Origin of the sequence: Pseudomonas sp. LH21 (genome assembly GCF_036549575.1) — a bacterium.
Lineage (GTDB): Bacteria > Pseudomonadota > Gammaproteobacteria > Pseudomonadales > Pseudomonadaceae > Aquipseudomonas > Aquipseudomonas peradeniyensis.
This window is the reverse complement of the sequence record NZ_CP144367.1, coordinates 3,577,530-3,592,127: the sequence shown is the minus strand read 5'-3', so window position 1 is coordinate 3,592,127 and position 14,598 is coordinate 3,577,530. Positions and strand designations below refer to the sequence as shown.

The following is a 14,598-nucleotide window of genomic DNA, read 5'->3' as shown; positions in this document are numbered from 1 at the left end:
GAGCGCCTGCCGCTAAATCATCCCCCCGCCCATTCGTTCTTGTTGATGCGCCCGGACCTTCCGGTCGCGCCGCCGATCAGCAAGGACCTCACACATGAATGCCGCAGACGCCCAGAAACTTTCCCGTCGTTTCATCGAGTTGCCCCTGGACAAGCGCCGCTTGTTCCTCGAAGGGATGCGACGCGAGGGCATCGATTTCGCGCAGCTGCCCATGTCGTCCTGTGTTGGCCTGAGCGAGCGCGACGGCCTGTCCTACGCCCAGCAGCGCATGTGGTTCCTCTGGCAGCTGGAGCCCCACAGCGCCGCCTACAACCTGCCGATGGCCGTGCGCCTCGACGGCGAGCTGCAGGTCGAGGCCCTGGAGCGGGCGTTCAGCCTGCTGGTCGCTCGTCACGAATGCCTGCGCACCACCTTCGCCCAGGACGGCGAGCGGGCGTTGCAGCGGGTGGCGGAGCCTGCGCCGGTGAGCATCCAGCTGTTCGACCTGGCCGACCTGTCCGAAAACACGCGCTGGGAACGCGCGCACCAGCAGATGGCGGCCCAGGCCACCCAGGCCTTCGATCTCGAGGGCGGGCCGCTGTTCGGCATTGCCCTGTTGCGCCTGGCGCCCCAGGAGCACGTGCTGCTGCTGACCCTGCACCACATCATCGCCGACGGCTGGTCGATGAACATCCTGATCGACGAGTTCATGCGCAGCTACGATGCCCTGGTGGCGGGGCGCGAGCCGCAGCTGGCGGAGCTCAAGGTGCACTACCGCGACTATGCGCTGTGGCAGCGCAGCTGGCTGGAGGCCGGCGAGCGCGACCGCCAGTTGGACTACTGGCGCGAGCAGCTGGGTGACGAGCACCCGTTGCTGGAGCTGCCGACCGACCGGCCGTACCCGGCCCAGCCCAGCCACCTCGGCGAGCGCCTGGAGCTGACGCTCGACGCGGGCCTGCGCGAGGACCTGAAGCAACTGGCCCAGCAGCACGGCGTGACCCTGTCCACGGTGCTGCTGGCCGTGTTCAAGACCCTGCTGTACCGCTACAGCGGCCAGACCGACATCCGTGTCGGCGGCCTGATCGCCAACCGCAACCGCAGCGAGACCGAAGGGCTGGTCGGCTTCTTCGTCAATACCCAGGTGCTGCGCAGCCAGTTCACCGCGCAGACACCGTTCAGCGACCTGCTGCGCAGCCTGCACCAGGCTTCGGTCGGCGCCCAGGCGCACCAGGACCTGCCGTTCGACGCGCTGATCGAGGCCCTGCAGCCCCAGCGCAGCCAGAGCCATACGCCGCTGTTCCAGGTGATGTTCAACCACCAGCCGCTGGTCACCGACCTCAATGATGTGCGTCTGGACTGCGGCCTGCGCGTGGGCTACCTGAGCGCCGAGCAGCTGGCCGGCAGCCGTCGCCAGCATGCCGCCACCAGCGACCTGATGCTCGACACCCGGGAGGAGGGCGAGCAGTTGTTCGCCGCCTTCACCTATGCCACCGACCTCTTCGACGAAACCACCATCGCCGCCCTGGCCGGGCACTGGCGCAACCTGCTGCGCGCGGTCTGCCAGGCGCCGCGTCAGCGCCTGGGCGAATTGCCGCTGCTGGCCGAGGCCGAGCGTCAGGCGCTGCTGTGCCCGGTGGCCGAGGTGCCGCCGCTGGTGCCGGTGCAGCGCCTGTTCGAAGCCCAGGCCGCCCGCAGCGGCGAGGCACTGGCGCTGATCCTGGCCGACGGCGCCGCGGCGCCGTCGATGAGCTACGTCGAACTCAGCGCCCGCAGCAATCGCCTGGCCCATCACCTGCGCCGCCAGGGCGTCGGCCCCGATGTGCTGGTGGGCGTGGCCCTGGACCGCTCGCTGGACCTGGCCGTGGCCCTGCTGGCCGTGCTCAAGGCCGGCGGCGCCTATGTGCCGCTGGACCTGCAGGCCCCGGCCGAACGCCTGGGCCATGTCTTCGAGGACAGCGGCCTGCAATGGCTGCTGACCACCACCGCCCAGTTGCCCGGCCTGCCAGCGCAGGATGGGCTGCGTTGCCTGTGCCTGGACCAGCTGGCGCTGGACGATGAGTCGGCGGGCGACCTGGCGCTGACCGTCACGCGCGACAACCTGGCTTATGTGATCTACACCTCCGGCTCCACCGGCCGGCCCAAGGGCGTGGCCATCAGCCACGGCGCCCTGAGTGAGTTCATCGCCCGCGCCATCGACTACAGCGACCTGCGCGAAGGCGACCGCGTCCTGCAGTTCGCCACCAGCAGCTTCGACGGTTTCGTCGAGCAGTTCTTCCCGCCGCTGTGCCATGGCGCCTGTGTGGTACTGCGCGATACCCGCCTGTGGGACAGCGCCGCCCTGCACGAGGTGCTGATCAGCCACGGCGTGACCCTGGCCGACCTGCCGGCCGCCTACTGGTACTGGCTGGTGCAGGACTTCGCGGCGCGTCCACCGGCCAACTACGGTGCGCTGCGCCAGATCCATGTCGGCGGCGAGGCGATGGCGGTGGACGGCCTGCGCTTGTGGCAACTGGCTGGGCTGGGCCATGTACGGCTGCTCAACACCTATGGCCCGACCGAGGCCACGGTGGTCTCGACCATTCACGACTGCACCGGGCTCGGCCACGAGGCGGTGTCCTGGCGCGGCATCCCCATCGGTCAGGGCCTGGCGCAGCGCCGGCTGTACATCCTCGACGATGACCTCGAACTGCTGCCGCAGGGCGCCGTGGGCGAGCTGTACATCGGCGGCCCGGGCCTGGCCCGCGGCTACCACGGTCAACCAGCGCTGAGCGCCCAGCGCTTCGTCGCCGATCCATTCGCCCATGGCGAGCGCCTGTACCGCACCGGCGACCGTGCGCGCCTGGGCGCCGACGGCGCCATCGAATACATCGGCCGTGTTGATCACCAGGTCAAGGTGCGGGGCTTCCGCATCGAACTCGGCGAGATCGAGGCGCGCCTGCAGCAGTGCCCGGGCGTGCGTGAGGCGGTGGTGCTGGCCTTGCCGATGACCGGCGGCCTGCAACTGGTCGCCTACGTGGTGCCCGACGCCGCCGAACAGGATGCCGCTGAACAGGCGCGGCTCCGCCAGCAGGTGCGCAGCCTGCTCAAGGCGCGCCTGCCCGAATACATGGTGCCGGGCCACCTGTTGCTGTTGCCGCGCCTGCCCCTGACGCCCAGCGGCAAGCTGGACCGCAAGGCCCTGCCGGCACCGGACCCCAGCGCGTTGCAGGCTGAGTATCGGGCGCCGCAGAGCGCCATCGAGCAGCAGCTGGCGCAGATCTGGATGCAGGTGCTGGGCGTGGCCAAGGTCGGCCTGGACGATCACTTCTTCGAGCTGGGCGGGCATTCGTTGCTGGCCGCCCAGGTGCTGGCGCGGATCAAGGACCAGCTGGGCCTGGTGCTGCCGTTGCGCAGCCTGTTCGAACACCCGGCGCTGGGCGACCTGGCCGCCGAGCTGGGCCGCCTGGAGGGCGGCGATAAGGATGACGACTGGTCGGATATGGATGCGTTCATGAGTTCGTTGGAAGGGGTTGAGGCATGAGTGGCAACATGGCGGTACGCATTGCGAAACGGTTCGTCAGCCTGCCCCTGGAGCAGCGCCGGCAGTTCCTCGCCAAGCTGCGCGAGGACGGCAAGGACTTCAGCCTGTTGCCGGTGGTCGAGTCGCGTCACGACTTCGTCAGCATCCCCCTGTCCTTCGCCCAGCAGCGCCTGCTGTTCCTCTGGCAGCTGGAGCCGCACAGCGCGGCCTACAACATGGCGGCCGGCCTGCGCCTGAGCGGCCGGCTCGACGTGGCGGCCCTGCAGCGTTCGTTCGAGCACCTGGTGGCGCGCCACGAGGCGCTGCGCACGGTGTTCCAGGTCGATGGCGAACAGCCGCGCCAGGTGATCCTCGAGACCCAGGCCGTGCCGTTGGAACAGGTCGATCTCACCGCTGTCGCCAGCGAGCGGCGCGAGGCCGAGCTGGCCGCGCAGGTGCGCGAGGCCAGCCACCAACCCTTTGACCTGCTGCACGGGCCGCTGCTGCGCGCCAGCCTGTACCGGCTGGCGGCCGAAGACTACGTGCTGCTGGTGAGCATGCACCACATCGTCTCCGATGGCTGGTCGATGGACGTGATGGTCAAGGAGTTCGTGCACAGCTACCAGGCCTTCAGCCAGGGCCAGGCGCCGCAGTTGCCGGCGCTGGAGGTGCAGTACGCCGACTATGCGATCTGGCAGCGCAGCTGGCTGGAGGCCGGGGAGGGCGAACGCCAGCTCGACTACTGGCGCCAGCAACTGGGCCAGGAGCAGCCGCTGCTGGAGGTGGCCGCTGATTTTGCCCGCCCGCTGACCCAGAGCTTCGACGGCCAGACCCTGAGCTTCGACTTCGGCGCCGAGCTGTCCCGACGCCTGGGCGGCTACGCCCGCGCCCAGGGCATGACCCTGTTCATGCTGGTGCTGGCGGGCTTCTCGCTGTTCCTCTCGCGCCAGGCCGGGCAGCGCGATATCCGCATCGGCGTGCCCAACGCCAACCGTGGCCGCGCCGAGGTCGAGGGGCTGATCGGCTTCTTCGTCAACACCCAGGTGCTACGCTGCCAGGTGGACGAGCGCCTGAGCTTCGACGACCTGCTGGCCCAGGTGCGCGAGGCGGTGCTCGGCGCCCAGGCGCACCAGGAACTGCCATTCGAGCAACTGGTGGACGCACTGGTGCCGGAGCGCAACCTGGGCCACAACCCGCTGTTCCAGGTCAAGTTCAACCAGAACGTCGGCATGCAGCGCCAGCGCTCGCTGGCCCTGCCGGGCCTGAGCGTCGCCGAGTACCCGCTGGACAAGGTCGGCACCCACTTCGACCTGGCGTTGGACATCACCGACGACGGCCAGCTGATCCACGGCGAGATGACCTTCGCCAGCGACCTCTACCAGCGCGCCACGGTGGAGGCGTTCATTCCGGCGTTCATCGAGCTGCTGGGGCAGTTGCTTGATGCGCCGCAACTGCCGCTGCACCGCCTGGCCGCGCCGCTGCGTGTCGGGCAGGAGTCGGAGCGCGAGGCGCCGGTACTGGTGGTGGAGCAATGGCAAGAGCAGGTACGTCGGCAGCCCGAGGCGCTCGCCGCCCGTAGCCTGGAGCACAGCCTGAGCTTCGCCGCCCTGGACCAGGCCGCCAACCGGCTGGCTCACCACCTGCAACGCCAGGGAGTGACCCGCGGCGAGCCTGTAGCGGTGCTGATGGAGCGTTCGCTGGACTGGCTGACCGGCATGCTCGGCATTCTCAAGGCCGGCGCCGTGTACATGCCGCTGGATACCAAGGCGCCTGAAGCGCGTCTGCGGCAGATGCTCGACGCGGCGCAGGCCAAGGTGCTGTTGTGCGCCGCCGGCGATGCGCGACTGACCAGCCTGGCCACCGCCGATCGCCTGACCGTGGGTTATGTGCCCGAACAATGGCAAGACCTGCCGGTCAGCGCGCCGGCCATCACGCTGTGGGCCGAATCGCCGGCCTATGTGATCCACACCTCCGGCTCCACCGGCCAGCCCAAGGGCGTGCTGGTCAGCCATGGCGCCCTGGCCAGCTACGTCGCCGGCCTGCTCGAGCGCCTGGCGCCGGCGCCGGAGGCGAGCATGGCGCTGGTCTCGACCATCGCCGCCGACCTGGGCCACACCGTGCTGTTCGGCGCCCTGTGCGGCGGGCACCTGCTGCACGTGCTGCCCGAGGCGCTGGGCTTCGACCCGGATGCCTTCGCCCGCTACATGGCCGAACACCGGGTTGGCGTACTGAAGATTGTCCCCGGGCACCTCGCGGCGCTGCTGCAGGCCGGCAATCCCGCCGATGTGCTGCCCGAGCAGGCGCTGATCGTCGGTGGCGAGGCCTGTACGCCCGCCCTGGTGGAGCAGGTGCGTCGGCTCAAGCCGGGCTGCCGCCTGATCAACCACTATGGTCCGAGCGAGACCACGGTGGGCGTGCTGACCCATGAGGTCTCGACCCTGGCCGCCGAGGCCCGCGCCGTGCCGGTGGGCACGGCCCTGCCGGGCGCCCATGTGCTGCTGCTCGACGATGTGCTCAATCCGGTGGCCGACCAGGTCGCGGGCGAGCTGTATATCGGCGGTGCCAGCGTCGCTCAGGGTTACCTCGGTCAACCGGGCCTGACCGCCGAACGCTTCGTGCCGGACCCGACAAGGCCGGGCCAGCGCCTGTACCGCAGCGGCGACCGCGTGCGACGCAACCGCGCGGGCCAGGTAGAGTTCATCGGTCGCGCCGACGACCAAGTCAAGGTGCGCGGTTATCGTGTCGAACCAGCCGAAGTGGCGCGGGTGCTGCTGGGGCTGGACGGGGTCGCCGAAGCGGTGGTCCTGGCCCAGCCGGTGGACGGTGACGAGAGCCGCCTGCAACTGGTGGGCTGGTGCGTGGGGCCGGGTCTGCAGGGTGAAGCCTTGCGCCAGCAACTGCAGGACCGCCTGCCGGACTACATGGTGCCGGCACAGATCCTGGTCCTGGAGCGCCTGCCGCTGACCGCCAACGGCAAGCTCGACAAGCGCGCCCTGCCGGCACCGGGTGTCGCCCGGCGCCAGTACACCGCGCCGGTCGGCGAGATCGAGCAGGCCCTGGCGGCGATCTGGGCCGAGGTGCTCAAGCTCGACCAGGTCGGCAGCACCGACAACTTCTTCGAACTGGGCGGCGACTCGATCCTCAGCCTGCAGATCATCGCCCGGGCCAAGCGCCAGGGCATCAAGCTGAGCCCCAAGCAACTGTTCGAGAAACAGACCATTGGCCAGCTGGCGGCGGTGGCCAAGCGCATCGAGAAAAAGGCTGCGGCGGTCGAGCAGGTCAGTGGCACGCTGGCGTTGCTGCCGATCCAGGCGCGCTTCTTCGAAACCGACATCCCCGAGCGCCAGCACTGGAACCAGACGCTGCTGCTCAAGCCGACCCAGGCGTTGCGCGCCGACTGCCTGACGGGCGCGCTGCAGGCTTTGGTCGACCAGCACGACGCCCTGCGCCTGCGCTTCACCCTGCGTGATGCCTGGCAGGCCGAGTTCCAGGCCGGCAAGGCCGAGGACATTCTTTGGGTTCGCGCGTTGAGCGATGTGGCTGAGCTGCCGGCCCTGGCCGAGCAGGCCCAGCGCAGCCTCGACCTGGCCAAGGGGCCGCTGCTGCGGGCGCTGCTGGTCGACCTGCCCGAAGGCCAGCAGCGTTTGCTGCTGGTGATCCACCACCTGGTGGTCGACGGGGTGTCCTGGCGGGTGCTGCTGGAAGATCTGCAACTGGCCTACACGGCCCTGGCCGCGGGCAAACCGCTGACGCTGGCGGCCAAGAGCAGTTCGCTCAAGGCCTGGGCCGAGCGCCTTGGCGCCTATGCCCGCAGCCCTGAACTGCTGGCCGAGGCCGACTACTGGCTGGACGGCCTCGCAGCCGCCGGCGATGAGTTGCCACGGGACAATCCGTCGGGCGCCCAGACCAACCGTCACGTCGCCCATGCCTCGTCGCGCCTGGACCCGGCGCTGACTCGCAAGCTGCTGCAGGTGGCGCCCGCCGCCTACCGCACCCAGGTCAACGACCTGCTGCTGGCGGCCCTGGCGCGGGTGCTGTGCGACTGGACCGAAGAGGAATCGGTGCTGATCCAGCTCGAAGGCCATGGCCGCGAGGACCTGTTCCCGGAGCTGGACCTCAGCCGCACCCTGGGTTGGTTCAGCAGCCTGTTCCCGGTGCGTCTGACGCCGGCTCATGGGCTGGGCGCGGGTCTGTGCGCGATCAAGGAGCAACTGCGGGCGGTGCCGAACAAAGGCATCGGCTACGGCGTGCTGCGCTATCTCGGCGAGCCCGACCTGCGTGAGCGCCTGGCGGTATTGCCACAGCCACGGGTGACCTTCAACTACCTGGGGCAGTTCGACGGCAGCTTCGCCGAGGCCGAGGGCGCCCTGTTCACCCCGGCCAGCGAGGGCAGCGGCGCCACCCAGGACCTGGACAGCCCGCTGGGCAACTGGCTCGGCATCACCGGGCAGGTCTACCAGGGTGAGCTGGAGCTGGACTGGAGCTTCAGCCGCGAGGTGTTCCGTCCCGAGACCATCGAGGCTCTGGCGCGCCGCTACGAGCAGGTGCTGGCCGAGCTGGTCGAGCACTGCGCCCAGGCGCCGCATCAGGGCGTCACGCCATCGGACTTCCCGCTGACCGAGCTGACCCAGGCGCAACTGGATGGCCTGCCGCTGGCAGCCGGGGAGATCGAGGACCTCTACCCGCTGTCGCCGATGCAGCAGGGCATGCTGTTCCACAGCCTCTACGAGCAGGCGGCGGGCAACTACATCAACCAGCTGCGCGTGGATGTGCGCGGGCTGGACCTGGCGCGCTTCCGTGCGGCCTGGCAGGCGGTGGTGGACAACCACGAAGTGCTGCGCAGCTGCTTCCCGCAGGATCTGCCGGCACCGGTGCAGGTGGTGCGCCGTCAGGTACAGGTGCCTTTCGTCGAGCTTGACCAGGTGCAGGACCCGGATGCCGTGGCCCAGGCCGAGCGCCAGGCCGGTTTCGACCTGGCCAGCGGCCCGCTGCTGCGTCTGACGCTGATCCGCACGGGTGATGACAGTCATCATCTGATCTACACCAGCCATCACATTCTGATGGACGGCTGGAGCAGCTCGCGCCTGCTGGGCGAGGTGCTGCAGCGCTATAGCGGCGTGACGCCGGGCGGCAAGACCAGCCGTTACCGTGACTATATCCAGTGGCTGCAAGGCCAGGACCAGCAGGCCAGCGAAACCTTCTGGCGCGGGCAGGTGGCCGAGCTGCAAGAGCCGACCCGTCTGGTCCAGGCGTTCAAGTCCTCGGTCCAGGGGCAGGGCCATGGCGCCCTGGCGCTGCGCTTCGAGGCGCAGCAGACCCGGCAGTTGGCGGACTTCGCCCGGGACCAGCGCGTCACCCTCAACACCCTGGTCCAGGCCGCCTGGCTGCTGCTGTTGCAGCGTTACACCGGCCAGGCCAGCGTGACCTTCGGTGCCACCGTGGCCGGTCGTCCGGCCGAATTGCCGGGCGTCGAGGAGCAGCTGGGGTTGTTCATCAACACCTTGCCGGTGGTCGCCAGCCCGCGCCCGGAACAGACCGTGGGCGACTGGGTGCAGCAGGTCCAGGCGCTGAACCTGGCCTTGCGAGAGCATGAGCACACGCCGCTGTACGAGATCCAGCGCTGGGCCGGCTGGAGCGGCGAGGCGCTGTTCGACAACATTCTGGTGTTCGAGAACTACCCGGTCGCCGAGGCGCTGCAACAGGGCGCGCCGCAGGGGCTGCAGTTCGGCGAGGTGCTCAACCAGGAGCAGACCAACTACCCGCTGACCCTGGTGGTGCAAGTGGGTGAGCGGCTGGAGGCGAGCTTCAGTTTCGATCGCCAGTGTTTCAGCGAGCAGGCCATCGACCAGTTGGCGGGGCACTTCCAGCACCTGCTTGCGCAGTTGGCGGCTGACGGTCAGCGTGCACTGGGTGCGCTTAGCCTGCCGGTGGAAGACCAGCAGGTGGTGGCCAGCTATCCGACCACGGCGTGTGCCCAGGAACTGATCGAAGAGCAGGCCGCGCGTACGCCTGAGGCGATCGCTGTGACCTTCGCCGGGCAGTCGCTGAGCTACGACCAGCTCAACCGCCGTGCCAACCGCCTGGCGCACAAGCTGCGCGAGCAGGGCGTGGGGCCGGATGTGCTGGTGGGCATCGCCGTAGAGCGCGGGTTCGAGATGATCGTCGGGCTGCTGGCGATCCTCAAAGCGGGTGGCGCCTATGTGCCGCTGGATCCGGAATATCCGCAGGACCGCCTGAGCTACATGATGGAAGACAGCGGCATTCAACTGCTGCTGACGCAAGGCCACCTGCTGGCCGATTTGCCCGTACCGGCGCAGGTTCGCAGCCTGAAGCTGGAAGACGATCTGGCCGGTTACAGCGACGAAAACCCCGAGCACCTGACTCAGCCGGACAACCTGGCCTATGTGATCTACACCTCGGGCTCGACCGGCAAGCCGAAAGGCACCTTGCTGCCGCACCACAACCTGCTGCGCCTGTTCAAGGCCACCGATGCCTGGTTCGGCTTTGGCCAGCAGGATGTATGGACGTTGTTCCACTCGTACGCCTTCGACTTCTCGGTGTGGGAGATCTTCGGCGCGCTGCTGCACGGCGGTCGCCTTGTGATCGTGCCGCGTGAAACCACCCGTTCGCCTGAAGACTTCCACCAGCTGCTGGCGGAGCAGGGCGTGACCGTGCTCAACCAGACCCCGTCGGCGTTCAAGCCGCTGATGCGAGTGGCCTGTGACAGTGCGTCCGACCTGTCGCTGCGCTATGTGATCTTCGGCGGCGAAGCCCTGGATGTGGCCGCGCTACAACCGTGGTTCGAGCGCTTCGGTAAAGACTGCGACAACCTGATCAACATGTACGGCATCACCGAGACCACGGTCCACGTGACCTATCGGCCGATCCGCTTTGCCGATACGCAGCAGTCGGGCAGCCCGATCGGTGCGGCGATCCCGGACCTGTCGATGTACGTGCTGGATGCCGACTTCAATCCGGTGGCCAAGGGCTGCACGGGTGAACTGCACGTCGGCCACGCCGGCCTGGCACGCGGTTACCACAACCGTGCCTCGCTGACTGCAGAACGTTTCGTACCGGACCCGTTCTCCAGCGAAGGCGGGCGCCTGTACCGCACCGGCGACCTGGCCCGTTATCGCGGCCAGGAGGTGATCGAATACGTGGGCCGGGTCGACCATCAGGTGAAGATCCGTGGCTTCCGTATCGAACTGGGCGAGATCGAGGCACGCCTGCAAGAGCATGCGTCGGTGCGCGAAGTGCTGGTGCTGGATATCGACGGGGCAGGGGGCAAGCAACTGGCCGCTTACCTGATCGCTCAAGACGAACATGCAGACCACGCAGCGCTGCGCGACACGCTGAAACAACACCTGAAAGCCAACCTGCCGGACTACATGGTCCCGACGCATTTCCTGGTGCTGGAGCAGTGGCCGCTGACCGCCAACGGAAAGCTGGACCGCAAGGCCCTGCCGAAACCGGATGCCAGCCAGCTGCAACAGGGCTACGTGGCCCCGCGTACGGCGCTGGAACAACAGCTGGCCGCGATCTGGAGCGAAGTGCTGAAAGTCGAGCAGGTTGGCCTGCACGACAACTTCTTCGAACTCGGCGGTCATTCGCTGCTGGCCACCCAGGTGACCTCGCGCATCCGCCAGCGCCTGGACCTGGAAGTCCCGCTGCGCAGCCTGTTCGAGTCCGCTGACCTGCTGGCCTTCGCCCAGGCCGCAGGCCAAGGCTCGGCCAGCCAGGCACCGGCGTTCACCATCGTGGACCGCAACCAGCCGCTGCCGCTGTCCTACGCCCAGCAACGCCAGTGGTTCCTCTGGCAGCTGGAGCCTGAAAGTGCCGCCTACAACATCCCTTCGGCCCTGCGTCTGAAGGGCGAGCTGAATATCGAGGCACTGCGCAGCAGCTTCGCCGCGCTGATCGCCCGTCACGAAACCCTGCGCACCACCTTCAGGCAGCAGGGCGACAGTGCCGAACAGGTGGTGCACCCGACGCTCGAAGTACCGCTGCAGGTCGTGTCCGCTGCCCTGGATGAACCGGCGCTGCAGGCCTGGGTCGAGGCCCAGGTGCGCGAGCCGTTCAACCTCGAGCACGGCCCGCTGCTGCGCGCCCGCCTGCTGCGCCTGGCCGCCGCCGACCACGTGCTGGTGCTGACCCTGCACCATATCGTCGCCGACGGCTGGTCGATGCCGATCATGGTCGACGAACTGGTGCGCGGCTATGAAAGCCATCTGCAGGGTAAGGCCCCGCAGCTGCCGGCCCTGGCGTTCCAGTACGCCGACTACGCCGCCTGGCAGCGCCAGTGGATGGAGGCCGGCGAGCAACAGCGCCAGCTGGACTACTGGAAAGCGCGCCTGGGCAGCACTCAGCCGATCCTCGAACTGGCCACTGACCGTCCGCGTCCGGCCGTGCAGCAATACGACGGTGCCCGCCTTCAAGTGAGCCTGGAGCCGGGCCTGGTCGCCCAGCTCAAGGCGCTGGCCGGGCAACAGGACGTGACCCTGTTCATGCTCCTGCTGGCTTCGTTCCAGGCCTTGCTGCATCGCCATTCCGGACAGGCGGACATTCGCGTCGGCGTGCCGGTGGCCAACCGCACCCGGGCCGAGACCGAAGGGCTGATCGGCTTCTTCGTCAACACCCAGGTACTGGATGCCCGCTTCCAGCCGCAACTGCGCTTCGACGAACTGCTGCAACAGGTCAAGCACACCGCCCTGGGCGCCCAGGCGCACCAGGAGCTGCCCTTCGAGCAACTGGTCGAGGCCCTGCAGCCGGAGCGCAGCCTGAGCCACAGCCCGCTGTTCCAGGTGATGTTCAACCACCAGACCCAGGTGCTGGGCGAGTCCCGCGAGCTGACGGGCCTCAGCTTGCAGGGGCTGGTCTCGGACAAGCAGACCGCGCAGTTCGACCTGGCCCTGGACACCGCCGAGCATGAAGGTGGCCTGAGCGCGACCCTGACCTACGCCACCAGCCTGTTCGAGGCTGCCAGCGTGGCGCGCATGGCCGAGCACTGGCGCAACCTGTTGCAGGGCATCTGCCAGGACGCGGCTCAGCGGGTTGCCGATTTGCCGCTGCTGAGCCGCGAGGAGCGCGAGCGCACCCTGCATGCCTGGAATGACAGCGTCGCCGACTACCCACGCGGGCAGACCGTCCAGCAGTTGATCGAGGCGCAGGCCGCGCGCAGGCCGCAGGCCATCGCCGCAGTGCTGGGCGAGCGGTCGCTGAGCTATGAGCAACTGAACCGTCGCGCCAACGCACTGGCCCATCACCTGCGCAGCCTGGGCGTCGGCCCCGATGTGCTGGTGGGGATCGCCGTGGAGCGCAGCCTGGACATGCTGGTCGGCCTGCTGGCGGTGCTCAAGGCCGGCGGCGCCTATGTGCCGCTGGACCCGCAGTTCCCCGAGGACCGCCTGGCCTACATGATGGAGGACAGCGGCATCGCGCTGCTGCTGACCCAGTCCGGCCTGCTGCAGCGCCTGCCGATTCCGCCGCAGGTGCACAGCCTGTGCCTGGACCAGCCGCTGCCGGCCGAGCATGGCGACGACAACCCGCGCCAGCTGGCACTGCCGGAAAACCTCGCCTACGTGATCTACACCTCCGGCTCCACCGGCAAGCCCAAGGGCGTGACCATCCGCCACGACGCGCTGGTCAACTTCCTGTGCAGCATGGCCCGCCAGCCGGGCATCGACGCTTCGGACAAGGTGCTGTCGCTGACCTCGCTGTCGTTCGATATCGCCGGCCTTGAGCTGTACCTGCCGTTGCTGTGCGGCGCTAGCGTAGTGCTGCTGGGCGAGCAGGTGAACAAGGACCCGCAGGCCTTGCTGGCGGTGATCCAGGCCCAGGCGGTCAGTGTCGTCCAGGCCACGCCATCGACCTGGCGCATGCTGCTGGATGCCGCCACGCCCGGGGCCTTCGTCGGCAAGAAGGTGCTGTGCGGCGGCGAGGCGCTGAGCGCCGAGCTGGCCCAGCGCCTGATCGCCCAGGCCGGGCATGTGTGGAACGTCTATGGCCCGACCGAGACCACCATCTGGTCGGCCTGCCACTACCTGACCGCCAGCGATGACGTGTGGCTGGGCCGTCCGCTGGCCAACACCCGCCTGCATGTGCTCGGTGCCGAGCTGGACCTGTTGCCGCAAGGCGCGCGCGGTGAGCTGCTGATCGGCGGCGATGGCCTGGCGCGGGGCTACCACAACCGTCCGGGCCTCACCGCCGAGCGCTTCGTGCCGGATCCGTTCGCCAGCGAGCCGGGCGCGCGCCTGTACCGCACCGGCGACCTGACCCGCTACCGCGACGACGGTGTGATCGAGTATGTCGGGCGCCTGGACCATCAGGTGAAGATCCGAGGCTTCCGTATCGAGCTGGGCGAAATCGAGGAGCGCCTGCTGCTACACCCGGCGATCCGCGAGGCCGCGGTGATCGATATCGACGGCCCGGCCGGCAAGCAGCTGGCCGCCTACCTGGTGCTGCACGACGCGCAGCAAGGCGTGGAAGCGCTGCGCGGCGAGCTGCGCGCGCACCTGAAGGCCGGGCTGCCGGACTACATGGTGCCGAGTCACCTGGTGGGCCTGGCGCGCATGCCGCAGACCCCCAACGGCAAGCTGGACCGCAAGGCCCTGCCGCTGCCGGATGCCAGCCAGCTGCAGCCGGCCCATGTGGCGCCGGTCACGGAGCTGGAGCGCAAGCTGGCGGCGATCTGGGCCGAGGTGCTGCACGTCGAGCGGGTGGGCCTACAGGACAACTTCTTCGACCTGGGTGGGCACTCGCTGCTGATTGTCCAGGTGATCGGTCGGGTGCGCGAGCAACTGGGCGTCGACCTGAGCCTGAACGAGCTGTTCGAGCAGGCCACCCTGGCCGATTTCAGCCAGGTGGTCGAGCGCAAGTCGGGGCAGGTCGCCAATGCCCATGACGAACTGACTAAATCCCTGGAGGCCTTGAAACGTCTTACTGCACAGGAAATAGATAATCTGATCGCTTAGCGGGAGACATTCAAAGTGCAAGAGCTGCTCGACTCCGTAAAGTCGCTGTCCACCAGGGAGCGCAAGGCATTGGCAGCCTTGCTCAAGCGCCAGGGTGTCAACCTCTACGGGGTCACCCCGATCTTCAGAAGGGAATCTGCGGACGGGGCA

2 protein-coding genes are annotated in these 14,598 nt (G+C 68.4%); both read left to right on the top strand.

Annotated elements, in window-relative coordinates:
• Positions 1-94 precede the first annotated feature (94 nt).
• Positions 95-3,499, top strand: coding sequence for a non-ribosomal peptide synthetase (locus VUG52_RS16105; RefSeq protein ID WP_050706529.1), 3,405 nt, complete (start codon positions 95-97; stop codon positions 3,497-3,499).
• A complete protein-coding gene (locus VUG52_RS16100; RefSeq protein ID WP_331831757.1) occupies positions 3,496-14,448 on the top strand; it encodes an amino acid adenylation domain-containing protein in 10,953 nt (3,650 codons plus the stop codon). The genes VUG52_RS16105 and VUG52_RS16100 overlap by 4 nt, the downstream gene beginning before the upstream one ends.
• Positions 14,449-14,598: the final 150 nt, after the last annotated feature.